This is a genomic window from Streptomyces sp. NPDC104831 (genome assembly GCF_055583025.1).
The window spans coordinates 75,315-92,506 of the sequence record NZ_JBVJOT010000017.1 but is presented as its reverse complement, the minus strand read 5'-3'; the positions used below and the strand labels follow the sequence as shown (position 1 = coordinate 92,506).

At 74.3% G+C, this 17,192-nt stretch carries 12 protein-coding genes; 8 read left to right on the top strand and 4 right to left on the bottom strand.

Annotated elements, in window-relative coordinates; all coding sequences use genetic code 11:
* Nucleotides 1–39 precede the first annotated feature (39 nt).
* Nucleotides 40–2,757: a glycoside hydrolase family 2 protein gene (locus ACZ63H_RS14555; RefSeq protein WP_469864808.1), complete on the top strand. Its 2,718-nt coding sequence runs from the start codon at nt 40–42 to the stop codon at nt 2,755–2,757.
* Between the two features lie 304 nt (nt 2,758–3,061).
* Complete coding sequence (locus tag ACZ63H_RS14550; RefSeq protein ID WP_469864900.1) at nt 3,062–3,553, top strand: nucleoside deaminase; 492 nt, start codon at nt 3,062–3,064, stop codon at nt 3,551–3,553.
* Nucleotides 3,554–3,556: 3 nt separating this feature from the next.
* Here the strand turns inward: ACZ63H_RS14550 and ACZ63H_RS14545 are convergent, their stop codons facing one another.
* A complete protein-coding gene (locus ACZ63H_RS14545) occupies nt 3,557–4,411 on the bottom strand; it encodes a GNAT family N-acetyltransferase (RefSeq protein WP_469864806.1) in 855 nt (284 codons plus the stop codon).
* Nucleotides 4,412–4,925: 514 nt separating this feature from the next.
* Between ACZ63H_RS14545 and ACZ63H_RS14540 the strand changes: the two genes are divergently transcribed.
* Together ACZ63H_RS14540 and ACZ63H_RS14535 are read left to right on the top strand one after the other, a co-directional pair.
* A complete protein-coding gene (locus tag ACZ63H_RS14540) occupies nt 4,926–6,602 on the top strand; it encodes an alpha/beta hydrolase (protein WP_469864804.1) in 1,677 nt (558 codons plus the stop codon).
* A gap of 147 nt (nt 6,603–6,749) precedes the next feature.
* Nucleotides 6,750–7,274, top strand: a complete 525-nt coding sequence (locus tag ACZ63H_RS14535) for a DUF4232 domain-containing protein (protein WP_469864802.1) — start codon at nt 6,750–6,752, stop codon at nt 7,272–7,274.
* A gap of 9 nt (nt 7,275–7,283) precedes the next feature.
* On the opposite strand, the gene asnB is transcribed toward ACZ63H_RS14535, so the two are convergent.
* Nucleotides 7,284–9,125: an asparagine synthase (glutamine-hydrolyzing) gene (asnB, locus tag ACZ63H_RS14530; RefSeq protein ID WP_469864801.1), complete on the bottom strand. Its 1,842-nt coding sequence runs from the start codon at nt 9,123–9,125 to the stop codon at nt 7,284–7,286.
* Between the two features lie 365 nt (nt 9,126–9,490).
* Here asnB and ACZ63H_RS14525 point away from each other — a divergent pair, with 365 nt between their 5' ends.
* Both ACZ63H_RS14525 and ACZ63H_RS14520 read left to right on the top strand, forming a co-directional pair.
* The gene (locus ACZ63H_RS14525) at nt 9,491–10,585 is read left to right on the top strand and encodes a baeRF3 domain-containing protein (protein ID WP_469864799.1); all 1,095 of its coding nucleotides are present in this window, start codon (nt 9,491–9,493) and stop codon (nt 10,583–10,585) included.
* 119 nt (nt 10,586–10,704) lie between these two features.
* Nucleotides 10,705–11,730 carry a Gfo/Idh/MocA family protein gene (locus ACZ63H_RS14520; protein WP_469864797.1) on the top strand — a complete coding sequence of 342 codons (1,026 nt, stop codon included), beginning with the start codon at nt 10,705–10,707 and terminating at the stop codon, nt 11,728–11,730.
* A gap of 46 nt (nt 11,731–11,776) precedes the next feature.
* On the opposite strand, the gene ACZ63H_RS14515 is transcribed toward ACZ63H_RS14520, so the two are convergent.
* A complete protein-coding gene (locus ACZ63H_RS14515) occupies nt 11,777–12,190 on the bottom strand; it encodes an SsgA family sporulation/cell division regulator (protein ID WP_469864795.1) in 414 nt (137 codons plus the stop codon).
* A 360-nt stretch (nt 12,191–12,550) separates the two neighbouring features.
* Between ACZ63H_RS14515 and ACZ63H_RS14510 the strand changes: the two genes are divergently transcribed.
* Nucleotides 12,551–13,948 carry a PP2C family protein-serine/threonine phosphatase gene (locus tag ACZ63H_RS14510; protein WP_469864793.1) on the top strand — a complete coding sequence of 466 codons (1,398 nt, stop codon included), beginning with the start codon at nt 12,551–12,553 and terminating at the stop codon, nt 13,946–13,948.
* A 108-nt stretch (nt 13,949–14,056) separates the two neighbouring features.
* Here ACZ63H_RS14510 and ACZ63H_RS14505 read toward each other — a convergent pair whose 3' ends face one another.
* Nucleotides 14,057–15,553, bottom strand: a complete 1,497-nt coding sequence (locus ACZ63H_RS14505) for a DNA-binding protein NsdB (protein WP_469864791.1) — start codon at nt 15,551–15,553, stop codon at nt 14,057–14,059.
* A 333-nt stretch (nt 15,554–15,886) separates the two neighbouring features.
* Between ACZ63H_RS14505 and ACZ63H_RS14500 the strand changes: the two genes are divergently transcribed.
* Nucleotides 15,887–17,035 (top strand): aminoglycoside phosphotransferase family protein, encoded by a 1,149-nt coding sequence (locus ACZ63H_RS14500; protein ID WP_469864789.1) that lies wholly within the window; start codon nt 15,887–15,889, stop codon nt 17,033–17,035.
* Nucleotides 17,036–17,192 lie beyond the last annotated feature (157 nt).

Genomic DNA, 17,192 nt, shown 5'->3' with positions numbered 1-17,192 from the left:
TTAGTAAAGTTTCCTAACTTTACGAGGCTGGAGACCGCCGTGTTCCCTCGCCCCACCCGCCGGCTCCCCCTGGCCGCCGCGGCGCTTCTCGCCCTGGGCGGCGCCCTGACCACCGGCGCCTGGGCCGGGCGCGGGGAGGCGACCGAACCCCGCCGGCCCGAACGGATCACGCCCGTGCCCTCCGCCGCGGGCACCGCCACCGCGCTGTCCGGCTATGCCATCCAGTCCGCCGCGAAGGTGAGCGACCCGGCGGCGGCCGTGTCCTCCCCCGGCTATCCGGCGCGGAACTGGTATCCGGCGGGTCCCCGCTCCACCGTGCTGGCCGCACTGCTGGCGAACGGCGTGTACGCCGACCCGTTCCGCTCCACCAACCAGCGGCAGATCCCGCGGGCCGACTTCGAGGTGCCGTGGTGGTACCGCTCGGACTTCGCGGTCGAGGACACCACGCGACGCACCTTCCTGGACTTCAGCGGCGTCGTCTCGGCGGCCGACGTGTACGTGAACGGCCGCCTGGTGGCACCGGCCTCGCGGGTCACCGGCGCCTACACCCGCCATGAGCTGGACATCACCCCGCTGATCAGGCGGGGCACCAACACGGTCGCCTTCCGGGTGCGGCCCAACGATCCCGACCGGGACCTGACCATGGGCTGGCTGGACTGGCTCCAGCCGCCGCCCGACCGGAACATGGGGCTGGTCCGGGACGTCCTGGTGCGCCGGGGCGGGCCGGTCGCGCTGCGCGACGCGCACGTGGTCACCAGGCTGGCGGTGCCCTCGCTCGCCACCGCCGACCTGACGGTCAGGGCCCAGGTCCGCAACGACACGGGCAGCGCGGTCACCACGGAGGTCACCGGCAGTGCCGGCGGGACCCGGTTCGCCCGGACGGTGACGCTCGGCGCGCACGAGTCGAAGACGCTCTCCTTCTCCCCCGCCGACGTCCCCGGTCTGCGCCTCACCCGGCCCCGGGTGTGGTGGCCGGCCGGGATGGGCGGGCAGCCGCTGTACGACCTGGACCTCACCGCCACCGTGGCCGGCACGCCGTCGGACACCGCGCACGAGACATTCGGCATCCGCGACGTGCGGGCCCCGCTGAACTCCGACGGCGCCCGCCAGTACCGCGTCAACGGCCGCGCGCTGCTGGTCAAGGGCGGCGGCTGGTCCCCGGACGAGTTCATGCGCTGGGACCGCGCCTACACCGAGGACCGTCTGAAGTACGCCCTAGACCTGGGTCTGAACACCCTCCGCCTGGAGGGCCACCTGGAGCCGGACGAGTTCTTCGACCTCGCCGACCGCTACGGTGTGCTCGCCCTGCCGGGCTGGGAGTGCTGCGACAAGTGGGAGGGCGACGTCAACCCCAACGGGTCCGGCGAGCCGTGGTCCGGCACCGACCACACCGTGGCGAAGGCGTCCATGGCCGCCGAGGCCGCCCGGCTGCGCGACCACCCGAGCGTGCTGTCCTTCCTGATCGGCAGCGACGCCGCGCCGGACGCCACGATCGAGCGGGGCTACCTGGACGCCCTGGAGGCGGCCGACTGGCCGGTCCCCGTGGTTCCCGCCGCCTCCGACACGTCCTCCCCACGGCTCGGCGACTCGGGCATGAAGATGACGGGCCCCTACGACTGGGTGCCGCCCGGCTACTGGTACGCCAAGCAGGAGGGCGGGGCCACCGGCTTCAACTCCGAGACCAGCGCGGGCCCGAGCATCCCCACCCTCGACACCCTGCGCCGGATGATGACACCGGCCGAACTCGACACCCTGTGGAAGGATCCGGACGCCCGGCAGTACCACCGTTCGCCGTCCGTCATCTTCGGCACGCTCAAGATCTACGACGAGGCGCTCGCCGGCCGTTACGGCACACCGACGGGCCTCGCCGACTACGTGCGCAAGGCCCAGCTCGCACAGTACGAGACCGTGCGCGCCCAGTTCGAGGCGTACCGGCGCAACGCGACCGACTCCGAGCGGCCCGCCACCGGGGTCGTCCACTGGATGTTCAACAGCGGCTGGCCGTCCCTGCACTGGCAGCTGACGGACCGTTACCTGGACCAGAACGGAGCCTACTTCGGCGCGAAGAAGGCGAACGAGCCGCTGCACGTGCAGTTCTCCTACGACGACCGCTCCGTCGTGGTGGTGAACAACCGCACCGCTGCCGCCCGGGGCCTCACCGCGCGGGCCACGCTGTTCGACCCCGACGGCACCCGCAGGTACGACCGGAGCGCCGGCGGGGTGACGGTGGACGGCGGCGGGGCGCACGCCACCGCGCTGACCCTGCCGGCCTCGGTGGACGGGGAGTCGCGCACCCATCTGCTGCGGCTGGTGCTGACAAACGCGGCCGGCAAGGAGGTGAGCCGGAACGTGTACTGGCTCTCCACCCGGCCCGACACCCTCGACTGGAGCGACACCACCTGGTACTACACCCCGACGACGGAGTACGCCGACCTCACCGGGCTGGCCTCGATGGCCCGGGTGCCGGTGCGGGCGACGGCGGTCACCCGCGCGTCGGACGGCGTGTCGACCACCACGGTGACCCTGCGGCGCGGTGGGGGCGGGACGACTCCGGCGCTGCTGACGGACGTCGACGTGGTGGGCGCGGACGGCAGGCCGGTGCTGCCGGTGCGCTGGTCGGACAACCAGGTGAGCCTGTGGCCGGGCGAGTCGGTGACGCTGACCGCCGCCTACCGGACGGCCGATCTGCGCGGCTCGGCGCCGCGCGTGCGGGTCTCCGGCTGGAACACACCGCAGACCACGGTCCCGGCGCCCTGACGGGAGCGGGGGCGGGTCCTCGCCCGGGCCCGGCGACGCCGATGTGGCGGCCCCGTCGCGGGGCACGGGGACCACGCGGGGACCTGCGCGCTTCGCCCACCGGCGGTCCGACGCCGGACCCGCCGGGCGCCGGGGCGCCGCCGTGGACGGCGCTCGCGCCGGTGCCCCCACGGTCGCGCTCGGGTGCCGGCGCGCTTCCCGGCCGGGCGGCGTGCCATTGCCCCGGTGGCAAAGGCGCTGGCCGAGCCGGGCACGGTGGCCGTAACCTGCCCGGCCGGAGATCATGACGTATGGAGGTGAGCCGATGGTGCGCGACGCCGAGCTGCGGTATCTGCGCCGCTGCGTGGAGTTGGCCGAGGAGGCGCTCGATGCCGGTGACCAGCCCTTCGGGTCGGTGCTCGTGGCCGGGGACGGCACCGTGCTGGCGGAGGACCGCAACCGGGTGGCGGGCGGGGACCACACCCGGCACCCCGAGTTCGAGCTGGCCCGCTGGTCGGCGGCGCGTCTGACGCCCGAGGAGCGGGCGGCTGCGACCGTCTACACCTCCGGTGAGCACTGCCCGATGTGCGCGGCGGCGCACGCCTGGGTGGGGCTCGGCCGGATCGTGTACATCGTCTCCTCCGAGCAACTGTCGGCGCTGCTGGACGAGTTGGGAGTGCCCGCACCGCCCGTGCGGACCCTGCCGGTACGGGACGTCGCCCCCGGGGTGGCCGTGGCGGGGCCGGTGCCGGAACTGGTGGACGAGGTGCGGGAGCTGCATCGCCGCTACCACTTGGGGCGGCCCCGACTCGGCTGAGGGTCAGCCGAGTTCGAGCGTGGTGACGCCGAACACCCGCTCCCGGGCGTGGGCGCGCACCGGGCCGGTGTACATGCGGGCGGTCTCGAACGAGGGGCGCAGGCCCGCCTGTTCGGCGAGGGCGGTGCCGGCCGTGTTCGGCTCGGGCACGTCGATCGCGACCTCCCGGCCGGTCACGCCGGCGGTGAGGGCGGCGAACAGCGCCCGGGCGTCGGCGGCGGTGTCCGCGAAGAGGGGGCCGATGCGCAGGGTGTCGTGGCCGGGGCGGAGCACTCCGTAGCCGGTCAGCCGGCCGTCGTGCTCGCGGACGACGGCCTGGTGGCCGGGCGCGGTGAGCCACGCGGCGAGGAACCGGGGGCGGTCGGCGGGGTGGCAGGCGCCGTCGTAGGCGGTGATCGCGGCGAGGTCGGCGGGGCCGGCCGGGCGGACGCCGGCGGGCGGCTCGGCCGCGGGGGCGGGGCCGGTGAACCGGATGGTGCGGTGGGCGAACCGGAAGCCGGACTGGCGGTAGTTGTCCTGCTGGGCGACGACTCCGTCCAGGCCGACGGTGCGGTTCCCGGCGTGCGCCAGCGCGGTCTTCCAGGTGGCCAGGCCGTGCCCCTGGCCGCGCAGGCCGGGACGGACCAGGTAGCAGCCGAGGAAGGCGAAGCCGGGGCCGTGGTTCACCACGGAGATCGCGGAGACCGGTTCCCCGTCGATCCGGCCGAGGAAGAACCCGTCGGGGTCCTGGGCGAAGAACGCGGGTCCGTCGGACAGCCCGGGGTTCCAGCCCTCCGCCGCCGCCCACCCGCTGATCACCGGCCAGTCGGCGAGGGTGGCCTGGGTGACGACGAGGTCCTGGGGGGCCGCAGAGGTCATCGGTGCGCTCCGTTTCCGTCGGGGTCGGGCTTGTCGTACGGCGCGGCCCTCGGCCGGCCGCCCGCAGCATCCTTCCGGATCAGCGGGGGCGACGCCACGGGAAGAGGGGCCGACGGGCACCGGGGCGCCCGCACGGCAACCGGGCCGCTCCGGCGGAGGGGACGGCTCGGGACTCCGTGCGGACGCGGGGGGCGGTGCCTTCCGCGCGGGTGGCCGGGGGCCGGGGGCGCCCGGCCGTCCTGCGGTCACCGTCGCGGAAGTGGCGGCAGGGGTGTCCGTGCGCCTCGTGGGTTCCTGCCTTCCGGACGTCGCGCGGGACTCACCCGCGCCAGAGCGGCACTGTTGTCGAACCGCCCGCGAAGCCGCCGAATGATCACCAACCGGTGCACAGGGTGCGCAGGATACGACGGCGGGTGCCGTCCCGCCCGCCGGGAGGCGGGCCTCAAGGGGTCCGCTTATGGTGATCCGAGGGCGCCGTCCCCGGTCCGTGGCGACGCGTCCCGGGAGGCGATCGATGCTGGCCATGCTGTCCACACGGTCCGCCGTGCGGCGCTGCGCGGGCACCTCGGTGCTCGCCCTGGCGCTGCTCGGGGCGGGCCTGCCCGCGGCCGCCGCCGACCGGCCGCAGCCGGACCTGACCCGCTTCTACCGGCAGCAGGCGGTGTGGGCCGCCTGCCCGGGCCCGGACATGCCGGAGGACCTGCAGTGCGCGAAGGTCACCGTCCCGCTCGACTACGCCCGGCCGGGTGCGGGCACCCTGGACGTGGCGCTGGCCCGCTACCGCGCGACGGGTCCCTCGCGCGGTTCGGTGCTGCTCGACTTCGGCGGTCCGGGCGGCGCGGGCATCCCGGAACTGGCCTCCGAGGGACGGCAGTTCATGGACCTCACCAACGGCTACGACGTGGTCACCTTCGACCCGCGCGGCGTCGGCCGCTCCTCCCCCGTCAGCTGCGGCGACGGCGGTGCCCCGGTCCCCGCGGTGCCGGAGCGGGACCCGGGTGCCGGCCCGCGGCGGGCGCTGTTCCGGCAGTTGCGGCAGGTGGCCGAGGAGTGCGCCCGCAACTCCGGTCCGGTGCTGCCCCACATCGGCACCGTGAACGCCTCCCGCGACCTGGACGTCATCCGCCATGCGCTCGGCGACGGGAAGCTCAACTACCTCGGGTTCTCCTACGGCACCCGGCTCGGCGCGGTGTACGCGGCGCAGTTCCCGGACCGGGTCGGCCGGTTCGTCCTGGACGGCGTGGACACGCTGACCGAGTCGCCGGCCGAGCAGGCACTGGCGGGCGCCGAGGGACAGCAGACGGCGCTGGACGACTTCCTGGACTGGTGCACGACGGATGCCGGCTGTCCGTTCGGGCAGGACCGGCGCCGGGCCGGGGACGAGGTGGTCCGGCTGGTGCGCGCGCTCGACCGGGACCCGGTGCCGACGGGCTTCGGCGGCTCGTTCGGCGGCCAGGACCTGGTCGGCGCCCTCGGGCAGGGCCTGTACAGCAAGCGGTCGTGGCCCTCGCTGGAACGCGCGCTGGCCTCGCTGGTGGAGGACGGCGACACCCGCCGGGTCCTGGGCTTCGCCACGGGCGGCATCACCCTCCCCCGCGGCCGCCACCCCGCGGACCCCGCCGGACCACCCCCCGAGCGGCACCGTGCGGACCGCACCGGACCGGCGCCCCGCGACCGGCACCGCGCGGACGGCGGGCTGGTCGACGCCGCCGACGTCCCGGCGGACAACCTGCCGGCCGCGCTGATGGCGATCAACTGCGCGGACGACCCCGACCGGCCCGACGCGGCCCGGCTCACCGAGGAGATGCGCACGCTGCGGGCCGCGTACGACCACGCCTCGCCGGTCTTCGGCCGCTACCGGCTCACCCAGCTGCTGCTGTGCTACGGCCGGCCCGCCGGCACCGACTTCATCCGCGAGCGGGTGAAGGACGTGCACACGGCGAAGATGCTGCTCGTGGGCACCCGCGGGGACCCGGCGACGCCCTACCGGTGGACCGTGGAGACCGCCCGTCGGCTGGGCCCCTCGGCGGTGGTGCTGGACAACAAGGGCGAGGGCCACACCGGGTACTCCTCCTCCATGTGTGTGCACCACAAGGTCAATGACTTCCTGCTCTACGGCACGCTGCCGGCCGGCGGGGGCTCCTGCCCCGCGGACGCCCCCTCGGCCACCGGTCCGCAGGGCACCGGCTGACCGCCGCGCACCCGCCGCCCGGTGCCGCGTGCCCCGGCCGGGTGACAGCCGCGGGCCGGGGCAACCTCCCGGGCCCGCCGGCCGTCACACAGGGCGGGCGGGTTCCGGCCGCCGCAACCGCTCCCGACCACGACAGGGGGACATCCCATGCGCTTCCGTGCCGCCACCGCCGTACCCGCCGCCGCGGCCGCCGCCGCGGCCCTGCTGCTGACCGCGCCGCAGAGTCAGGCCGCCGCCGGCCACGAACGGACCGCCCGCTGCGCCGAGCGGGCGCTGACGGTCCTGGCGAGGGCCGCCACCGGCCACCCGTCCGTGCTGCGGGTCAGCGTCACCAACCACACCGCCCGCGCCTGCCTCGTCGACCGTGTGCCCACGGTGACCTTCGGCGACCTGGACGGGGCCGCGCTGCCGCTGCCCGAGGGCGGCACCGGCGGCCTCCGGCTGGCGGCGGGCGGCACCGCCTACGCCGCCGTGCGGACCATCGCCGATCCGGCGGACCCCGAGGCCCGCCGGGCGGACTCGGTCACGGTGGCGGCCTCGGCCGCGCACTGGGGCCGCTCCTTCGGTCCCGGGCGGCTCGGCACCGGCCGGCAGGTGCTCGTCTGGGAGCCGGTGACCACCTGGTGGCAGCCGACGGCACGGGACGCGGACCGGATCATCGGGCTGGACTGAGCGGCCGGCTCAGCCGAGCACCAGCTCGGGCGCGTACAGGTCCAGCCACCCGGCGAGGTCCAGGGCGCGTTCCAGACCGCGCCGGGCCGCCTGGGTGCTGACGGGCGTGTCGCGTTCGGACGCCTCCCGCACCCGGTCCCGGTCGAGCAGGTCGAACACGGGGTGGGAGGGCCGGGCCAGCAGCTCCTTGACCTGTTCCTGGAGCGCGCGGGCGTACCCCGGGTCCTGGGTGGACGGGTAGGGGCTCTTCACCCGGTCGTAGACCGACTTCGGCAGGAGGTCCGCCGTCGCCTCCCGGAGCAGGCTCTTCTCCCGGCCGTCGAAGGACTTCAGGGCCCACGGCGCGTTGTAGACGTACTCGACCAGCCGGTGGTCGCAGAACGGCACCCGGACCTCCAGGCCGACGGCCATGCTCATCCGGTCCTTGCGGTCGAGCAGCATGCGCACGAAGCGGGTCAGGTGCAGGTGGCTCATCCGCCGCATCCGGTACTCGAAGTCGCTCTCGCCGTCCAGCCGGTCGATACCGGCGACGGCGGTGCGGTAGCCGTCGGCCACATAGCCCTCGAGGTCGAGGGCCTTGGCCAGGTCGGTGCGCACGACATCGGCGTCCTCGCCGAAGTGGCGGCCCATGGTGGCCAGCCACGGGAAGGTGTCGGCGTGGCGCGCCTCCTCGTCGAAGAACTGCAGATAGCCGCCGAAGACCTCGTCGGCGGACTCGCCGGACAGGGCGACGGTGGACTTCTCGCGGATCGCGCGGAAGAGCAGCAGCAGCGAGCTGTCCATGTCGCCGAGGCCGGACGGCAGGTCGCGGGCCCGGATCACCCGCTCGCGGACGACGGGGTCGGAGAGGGCGTCGGTGCCGAGCACGATGTCCTGGTGCTCGGTGCCGGCGAGCCGGGCCACGTCGTGCACGAAGGGTGTGTCGGGCGTGCCGCGCAGTTCGTCGGCGACGAAGTTGTCGGTCTGGCCGGCGAAGTCGACGGCGAAGCTGCGCACCCTCTCGCCGTGGACGGCGAGCTGCCGGGCGGCCAGCGCGGTCATGGCGGAGGAGTCGAGCCCGCCGGAGAGCAGGGTGCAGCGCGGAACGTCGGAGACCAGCTGGCGGCGCACGATGTCGTCGAGGAGCGAGCGCACGGTGGCGATGGTGGTGTCGCGGTCGTCGGTGTGCGGGCGGGTCTCCAGGCGCCAGTACACACGGGTGGACAGGCCGGAGCGGTCGACGGTGACGACGGTGCCGGGTTCCACCTCGGCCATGCCGTCCCAGACCGCGTGCCCCGGCGTCTTGATCATGACGAACAGCTCGCGCAGGCCGTCCAGGGTGACGCGGGCCCGGGCCAGCGGGTTGGCGAGGATCGCCTTGGGCTCGGAGCCGAACAGGACGCCGTCGGCGGTGCGGTAGTAGTAGAACGGCTTGATGCCCATGCGGTCGCGGATCATCACCAGCTTGTCCTGCCGGCCGTCCCACACGGCGAACGCGTACATGCCGTTGAGCCGTTCGGCGATCGCGTCGCCCCACTCCAGATAGCCGTGCAGCACGACCTCGGTGTCGGAGTCGGTGGTGAACCGGTGGCCGCGGTCGGTGAGTTCCCGGCGCAGTTCGGTGAAGTTGTACGCCTCGCCGGAGTAGACCAGGGCGACGGTGCCCTCGGGGGTGGCCACGGACATCGGCTGACGGCCGCCCGGGAGGTCGATGATGGCGAGCCGGCGGTGCCCGAGGGCGGCGGGACCCTCCGTCCAGGTGCCGCGGTCGTCCGGGCCCCGGCAGGCCATCGTCTCGGTCATCGCGTCCAGAGCGGCGGCCTCCGTGCTCAGATCACGGTCGAAGGAGACCCATCCGGTGATGCCGCACATGCGCTACCTCCTGCCTCCGGCCGCCGGCGGACCACCGCTCACCTGCGTCTTCCTGGGGTGCGGGGGCCGGCCGGGCAAACCAGTTGTATCGAGCATCTATATCGAGAGTCCATCGGACGTCCGGCCGAGTCAACGCGCCGGAAACACGGGACGGGTATCCGCGCGACGGTTTCGGCCGCGTTTTGCCTCAGCAAAATCCGCGGATCCGCACGTTGCCGCACACCAGCCGACGGGAACCGGCCACGGGCAAAAACTTCCTCAAGTAAACGACGTGTTACGTCTTCGCGATCAGAAACCGCGGCGAGACCACCGAAGTCCGGATTACCCCGAATGCCGTAAAGGTGATTCCGCCCTATCGTGCTGTCATGGAGCACGCACTGAGTCCCGCGACCCTCGCCGAACTGCGCCGCCCGCGCCCCTATCCGGCGGTCTCCGTGCTGACCCCGACGCACCGCCGGCAGCGCGGCGACGGCCAGGACCAGGTCCGGCTGCGCAACGCGCTGACCGAGGCGCGCCGGCGCCTGGAGTCCGACCCCGCCGTCACCCGCGAACGGCGTGCCGACGTCGAGGCACAACTCGACCGCGCCCTCGCGGAGGTGGACCTGACGCACCCCGAGGACGGCCTGGTGATCTTCGCCGCGCCGGGTGAGCACCAGGTGTGGTCCCTCGCCCGGCCCGTGCCCGAGCGGGTGGTGCTGTCGGACACCTTCCTCACCCGCAACCTGGTCTCGGCCCACGCCGCCGAGCGGCCCTTCTGGGTGCTGTCGCTCTCCGCCGACCGCGTCACCCTGTGGAGCGGCGGTGCCGGCCGGGTCGTCGAGGACCGCGCGGGCGGCTTCCCGCTGATCCGCGCCCGGGAGAACTTCGACGCCGAGCGGCTGATGCGGATCGGCGACCAGCCGAGCACCTTCCGCGACGAGGACACGCGCCGGTTCCTGCGCGACGCGGACACCGCCATGAGCAGGGTCCTGCGCGCCCGGCCCCGGCCGCTGTACCTCACCGGCGAGCAGGCGGCGCTGTCCCTGATGGAGGAGGCCGGCAGCGTCGCCCGGTGCGCCGTGCCGGTGCCGCACGGCGGGCTGGCCCACGCCGGTCCGGAGGCGGTGTGGCAGGCCGTCCGGCCGGTCCTGGAGGAGGAGTCCCGCCGCACCGCCGCGTCCGTCGCGCGCGAGCTCACCGCGGCACGCGGGCGCAGGGCCTACGCCGCCGGGGTGGACGAGCTGTGGCAGAGCGCGCGGGACGGCCGCGTCCGGCTGCTGGCCGTCGAGGAGAACTACCGCACGACCGTCCGCGAGACCGGTGACCACCTCGAACCGGCCGAGTCGGGGGACCTGGACGCCCGTGACGACATCGTGGACGAGATCGTCGAGCAGTGCCTGGAGACCGGCGCCGAGGTGCGCTTCCTCCCGGACGGCACGCTGGCCGACGCGAACGGCATCGCCGGAGTGCTGCGGTACTGAAAGGCCCCGGCCTGCGGGGGCGCGAAGCCGGAGCGCCGCCGCACCGGGCCGCTCCCGGCCCGGGCGCCCCGCGCGCCGCGTACGCTACGGCGTGATCGTCGGCGTAAGGGAGCGCGCGCATGGGTGAGCTGCTGGGTGTGGCGGTACTGGGGGCCGGACACATGGGAGCGGACCACATTCGGCGCCTCGACCGGGTGATCAGCGGCGCCAGGGTGGCGGCGGTGGCCGATCCCGACCTCGCCCGGGCCGAGGCCGCGGTGGCGGGGCTGGACCGGGTCACCGTGCACACCGACCCGCTGGCCGCGCTCGACGCGCCCGGGGTGGCGGCGGTCCTGATCGCGTCCCCGGGCCCCGCGCACGAGGAGGCCCTGCTCGCCGCCTTCGCCCGCCGGCTGCCGGTGCTGTGCGAGAAGCCCATGGTGCCGGACCCCGCCGGTGCCCTACGGGTGGTGGAGGCCGAGGCGGCGCTCGGCCGCCGGCTGGCGCAGATCGGCTTCATGCGCCGCTACGACGCCGAGTACCGCCGGCTGAAGGCACTGCTGGACGACGGCGGCCTGGGCCGTCCCCTGATGCTGCACTGCACGCACCGCAACGTCTCCTCCCCCGGCCACTTCACCAGCGCCATGCTGGTCGACAGCTCGGTGTCGCACGAGATCGACGCGGCCCGGTGGCTGCTCGGGCAGGAGCTGACGGCGGTCACCGTGCTGCGGCCCACGCCCTCCTCGCGCGCGCCCGAGGGCCTGCTCGACCCGCAGTTCGTGCTGTTCGAAACGGAGTCGGGGGCCCTGGTGGACGTCGAGGTCTTCGTCAACTGCGGCTTCGGCTACCAGGTCCGCTGCGAGGCCGTGTGCGAGGCGGGCAGCGCGCGGATCGGCGAGGCGCACACCATGGTGGTCACCACCCCGGACGGCGCCCGCGAGGAGGTGGCGCGGGACTATCTCGTCCGGTTCGCCGACGCCTACGACCGCGAGGTGCAGGCCTGGGTCGACGCCACCCGCCGCGGCGAGGTCACCGGCCCGGGCGCCTGGGACGGCTACGCCGCGTCCGTGGTCGCCGAGGCGGGCGTGCGGTCCCTGGAGACCGGCGCCCGGGTGCCCGTCGAAGCGGCTCCCCGCCCGGACCTGTACGCCCGGCCCGGTCGCTGACGCCCACGGCCGCGCGAGCGGGGCACCGGGGCGCCGCCGGACCGGCTCACACGCCCCCGAACAGCGCGCTCAGCCCCCGCTCCACCACCCCCGACACGTCCTCCTCGCCGCTCGCCACCACCTCGTACGTGCGCCCGAGGAAGCCCCGCAGCACCGCCGCCCGGAAGAGCAGCAGGGCCATGCCGTGCGGCGAGTGCAGTTCCATGGCGGTCCGGGTGCGGTCGTAGGGGCATATCCGGACGTCCCCGTGGCCGGCCGGGGCCCCCAGCCCCTCGTCGAGCAGCGAGCGGGCGAAGGTCCAGGTGACCTCCTCGCCGTGCAGGGCGGCCTCGGCGGGGAAGTCCAGGTACACCGCGAGCGGGTCGTCCGCGGTGTAGCGGAGCGTGGCGGGCACCGGGACCTCCTGGTCCCCTGCGGCGACGAGGCGGGCGTGGGCGAGCTGTGCGACGGTGGTGTCCATGCTCATAAGGAGTCCGCGCGGGCCCCTCACATGGCGCCAATTCCGGTCAGAATTGGGCAGGTACCGGCCGCTCGGCCGCTTCGGGGAACGCGATGTCGGCGAACATCCGCGCGAACACCGGGACCGGACCGACCGTCTCTTCCACGTCTCATCCAACTCGCGTACGCGACATACGACTTGACCGCCACGGCGAGTACGCCGTCCGTCCCTTTCGATGCCTCTTCAAGGACCCTGGCATATGCCTGAGGCACCACCGTATCGTGTGTTGCCAAATCCCTTACAGGCCGTCGCGGGCTGTGCAAGAGTCGTAACGGTCCCCCGCCGCCGCCCGCCGTACCGTCCCCCCATTCCGGAGTGCTCATGCCGTCCCCAGTCTCCGCGGACCGCCCAGCCGCCCAGCCGCCCGGCCGCGGCTCGGTCGAGGCGCTGATCACGCAGACGCGGCGGCTCAAGGGAGACGTGGACGCCGTACGACGCGACACCCGGGGCGACGGCGCGGGCCCCGAGGAACGCTGGCAGCGCGCGCTGTACGACCTGGCCCTGCACCAACTGAACGACGTGGACGCCCACTTGGCCCAGCTGCGGGACGGACCGCCGGCCGAGCGGACCCCGCCGGCACCGGCCGCACCGGGCGGCTCGCTGCTCAGCCGCGTCGGCAGCGCCGAGTGGAACCTGCTGACGGACGAGGCCACCTGGTCCGCGGAGCTGTACCGGATCCTCGGTCTCGACCCGGCCCGCCCCGCCCTCACCCTGGACGAACTGCCCGGCCTGGTGCCGGAGGAGGACCGGCCGAAACTCACCGAGATGATGACGGCCTGCCTGGTCGACGCGCGGCCCATCGACGGCGAGTTCCGCGTCGTACGCCCCGACGGCGTCGTGCGGACCGTCCACATGATGGGCGAACCCGTGCTCGGCGCCGACGGCGGCACGACCTCCATGTGGGCCGTGCTCCGCGACGTCAGCGAACTGCGCCGCAGCCAGCGGACGGTGAGCGAGACCCGTGACTCGCTGCACCGGCACCGCCGGCGGGAGCGGACCGAACACCGGATCGCGGCGGAGTTACAGGAAGCCGTGCTGCCGCCCTGGCACGGCTCCCTGCGGCTGCCGCACCAGGGGCCGGCGACCCTGGACCTGGCCGCCCACCGCCTCCCGGCCGCCACCGCCACCCTGATCGGCGCCGACTGGTACGACGCGCTGGACCTCGCCGACGGCCAGAGCCTGCTCACCGTGGGCGGTCTCACCGGGCAGGCCGTCGCCTCCGGCATGGCGATGCTGCTCGGCGCCGTACGCGGCATGGCGATGGCCGGGACCCGGCCCGGCCGGCTGCTCACCCTGCTGAACCGGTTGCTCGACACCGCCGCGCGGCCCGCCCTCGGCAGCGCCGTCTGCTGCCGCTACCGGCCCACGACCCGCACCCTGGTCTGGGCGCGGGCCGGACACCCCGCCCCGCTGCTGTACCGCGACGGGAGGGGGCGCCTGCTGGACGCACCGGACGGCACCCCCCTCGGCGCCTCCTCGGGCACCGTCTACGAAGAGGCCGCCGTCACCCTGCGACCGGGCGACCTCCTCCTGCTGCACACCGGCGCCCTGCTTCCGGAGCACGACGGCACGGCGGCCGTGGACCGGCTGCTCGGCCTCGCCCCCCGGTTCGGCCCCGCGCACTCCGCGCGGGACTGTGTGCGCACGGTCGTCGAGGAGTTCGGCGGACCCGGACGCGAGGACGACGCGTGCGTGCTCGCCGCGAAGGTCACCGCATGACGACGGCCACCACCTGACGCTTCGTCATTACCCGACGTCTCGTTACCACCTGACGTCTCGTCATCGCGGGCCGTCAGCCGGCTCGCCGGAGTGAACGGCGCGCGGACCCTACGCCTGTGCGCCGGCGCCTTCCGTCCGGGCCCGCTGCTTGGGCAGGGAGGCGCTGATCTCCTCCCGCAACTGCCGGATCTCCGGAGAACCGGCGTACTGCGCGGTCAGGCGGTACATCTGCCGCAGCCGGTCCCAGGTGCGACGCGAGGAGTTCGAGCCCATCGCCATCAGGGCCAGCCGCGCGTAACGGTCGGCCTGTTCGGGGTCGTCGGCGATGAAGCAGGCGGACGCCATGGACAGGTGATCGAAGATCTTCGAGCGCTCCCGCCCGTCCACCCGCAGGGCGAGGGCCTTCTGCGCGTAGTGCTGGGCGTGTTCGGCCGCGCCCGGGTCGAACTCCGCCAGGGTGCGGTAGGCCAGCGCCTGCATGCCGTACAGGTCGGCGTCCTTGAAGGTCTGCATCCAGTCCGGCGCCGCCGCGTCCTGCCGGTCGACGACGAACAGGTCCTCCGCCTGCCCGAGGGTGCGGCGCATCGCCTGCCCCTTGCCCATCGACGCCTGCGCCCAGGCCTCGATGGTGTGGAACATCGCCTTCGTACGCGGCTGGAGGCGGTCCCCCGCGCCGGTCTGGGCGAGCTTCATCAGGTCCAGGGCCTCGTCCGGGCGGCCGAGGTGCACCATCTGCCGGGCCGCCCGGGACAGCGCCTCCCCGGCACGCGGCCGGTCACCGCCCTCCCGGGCGGCGTGCGCGGCGATCATGAAGTACTTCTGCGCCGTGGGCTCCAGGCCGACGTCGTGCGACATCCAGCCCGCCAGGACGGCGAGGTTGGCGGCGACGCCCCACAGGCGCCGCTGGAGGTGGGGCGGATGGTGGTAGGCGAGCATGCCGCCCACCTCGTTGAGCTGGCCCACCACCGCCTTGCGCTGGAGTCCGCCGCCGCGGGCCGCGTCCCAGGCCCGGAACACCTCGACCGAGCGCTCCAGCGCCTCGATCTCCTGGGATCCGACGGGAGCGGCCTCGTACCGGTCGAACCCGGCCGGGTCGGCGTGCAAAGGGTCGTCGAGAACAGGGGCATCGGCCCTCAGGGCCGGATCGGTGTGCAGCCAGTCGTGCATGGCACCGCTGAGTGTGGATCCCGTGGCGAGCGCGGCACCCGCGCCCACCAAGCCGCGTCGGTTGAGCATGAGGTCCATTCCCGTGAATTCGGTGAGGACCGCGGCGGTCCGCTCGGGCGGCCAGGACAGGCCGTCGGGATGTTCCTCGATCCCGTCGCCCTGCCGTCTCCCCGCACGCCCCTGCCGTACCAGACCGAGGTCCTCGATGGTCACGACACGGCCGAGACGCTCGGTGAACAGGGCCGCCAGCACCCGCGGCACGGGATCGCGCGGGATCTCTCCCATGTCGATCCACCGCCGCACCCGGGAGGTGTCGGTCGCCAGCTGGAGGTGGCCCATGGCCGCCGCCTGCCGGTTGACCTGCCTCGCGAGTTCGCCCTTCGTCCAGCCGGCCAGGCCGAACAGGTCCGCAAGGCGGGTGTTGGGTCGTCCGCTCACGTCAAGCCCCCAGGTTCTCGGCTGAGTTGACACTAGCCGGGTGCTGGTTGCCGGGCGACTATTCGCCACGGTTCGCCAGGGTCCGCCAGATGGTGTGCCACCGGCCATCGGGTGTCAGGTAGGAAAGCGCCACCCCGGCCCGGTCCGCCACCTCCCGGTGACGGCCGTCCGGTCGCACAGGCCGGGCACATTCCCCAGGGTGTGCCCCAAGGACCGGGCCGGGTGGGCGCACGCTCCCGAACCACGCTCACGGGGCACGCCCCCGCGAGCACGCGTTCGGCGTGCGGACGTACAGGCAGGCACAGCAGGCACACGAAGGGATCTGTCTCTCCCATGTACGCAGCATCGTCCTCCGTGTCCGCCCCGGTCCGGCCGCTGCGCTCCCGTCCCGCGGGCGGCGGGCCGTACCTGGACCCGGTGGCGCGTCCGGGCGTCCCCGTGCCGGGGGTGGTCCGGCCCCGGCGGGTCCCGGGCCGGCCGGGGACCCAGCCGCTCAGCGGGCGGCTGGACCTGTCCGGCCCGCAGGGCGCACGGCTGCGGACCGCGCTCGCCTCGGTGCACCGGATCTGCCCGGAGTTCGCCCCGGTGCAGGTGCTGCGGCAGGGCGGGCGGTCGGTCCTCCTGGTGGGGACGACGGGACGCGGGACGGCGGTCGCCAAGTGCCTCCTGGACCACTCGCCCGCCTGGGTGGAGCGGAGCCGTCAGGAAATAGCCGCTTACCGCTCGTTCGTCCGGCACCGGCCGCCGGTGCGGGTGCCGAGGCTGATCGCGGCGGATCCGGACAACTGCACGCTGGTGATCGAACGGCTGCCGGGCCGCCCGGTGGCGTCGCAGCGGCATCCGGTGGAGGCGCCGCCGCGCGCGGACGTCCGGGCCGCGCTCGGCACGATCTGCCGGGTGAACGCCTGGCGGCCCCCGGCGGGCACCTTCGACATGCCGCTGGACTACGCCGCCCGGATCTCCCGGTACCACGAGCTGGGTCTGCTCACCGACCGGGACCTCGGCGACCTGCAGAAGCTGCTGCACGGCATCGCCCACGAGGTGGGCCGGCACGGCATGCTCCAGTTCTGCCACGGCGACGCCCAGCTGTCCAACATCCTGCTGTCCCCGGCCGGTCCGGCGCTGGTGGACTGGGAGCACGCGGGCTGGTACCTGCCGGGCTACGACCTGGCGACGCTGTGGCTGGCCCTCGGGGACGCCGCTCCGGTGGCCCGGCGGCACATCAGCCAGCTCGCCCAGTCGGCGGGCCCGGCCTCCCGGGACGCCTTCCTGGTGAACCTGATGCTGCTGCTGACCCGGGAGATCCGCACCGTGGAGACGGCCGTGCAGCGTTCGATGCGGGAGGCGGCCCCGCCCGCCCCCGGTGTGACACAGCCGGGTGCCATGTCGTCGGGCGAGGAACAGCGGCTGCTGCTGCGGCGGTTGCACGACGACTGTCAGCTGGCCCGCAAGGCGGTGCGCGCGGCGGTCGGCACCCGCTGACGGCACGAAAGGTCCGCGGTGCGCCCCGAGCGGTGGCGCACCGCGGACCTTTCGTGCCGGCCGGGGCGGTGGCCAGTGGTGTACGCCAGTGACGCCCCGCAGGCCCAAACCGCGCTCTCGCGAAACCCGTCGCGAACCCACCACTACGTGGGAAGTC

Excerpts from the sequence above, each read along its gene's own strand:
- ACZ63H_RS14550 (WP_469864900.1), top strand. The coding sequence starts at position 3,062 with ATGGTGCGCGACGCCGAGCTGCGGTATCTGCGCCGCTGCGTGGAGTTG.
- ACZ63H_RS14545 (WP_469864806.1), bottom strand. The coding sequence starts at position 4,411 with ATGACCTCTGCGGCCCCCCAGGACCTCGTCGTCACCCAGGCCACCCTC.
- ACZ63H_RS14540 (WP_469864804.1), top strand. The coding sequence starts at position 4,926 with ATGCTGGCCATGCTGTCCACACGGTCCGCCGTGCGGCGCTGCGCGGGC.
- ACZ63H_RS14535 (WP_469864802.1), top strand. The coding sequence starts at position 6,750 with ATGCGCTTCCGTGCCGCCACCGCCGTACCCGCCGCCGCGGCCGCCGCC.
- asnB (WP_469864801.1), bottom strand. The coding sequence starts at position 9,125 with ATGTGCGGCATCACCGGATGGGTCTCCTTCGACCGTGATCTGAGCACG.
- ACZ63H_RS14525 (WP_469864799.1), top strand. The coding sequence starts at position 9,491 with ATGGAGCACGCACTGAGTCCCGCGACCCTCGCCGAACTGCGCCGCCCG.
- ACZ63H_RS14520 (WP_469864797.1), top strand. The coding sequence starts at position 10,705 with ATGGGTGAGCTGCTGGGTGTGGCGGTACTGGGGGCCGGACACATGGGA.
- ACZ63H_RS14515 (WP_469864795.1), bottom strand. The coding sequence starts at position 12,190 with ATGGACACCACCGTCGCACAGCTCGCCCACGCCCGCCTCGTCGCCGCA.
- ACZ63H_RS14510 (WP_469864793.1), top strand. The coding sequence starts at position 12,551 with ATGCCGTCCCCAGTCTCCGCGGACCGCCCAGCCGCCCAGCCGCCCGGC.
- ACZ63H_RS14500 (WP_469864789.1), top strand. The coding sequence starts at position 15,887 with ATGTACGCAGCATCGTCCTCCGTGTCCGCCCCGGTCCGGCCGCTGCGC.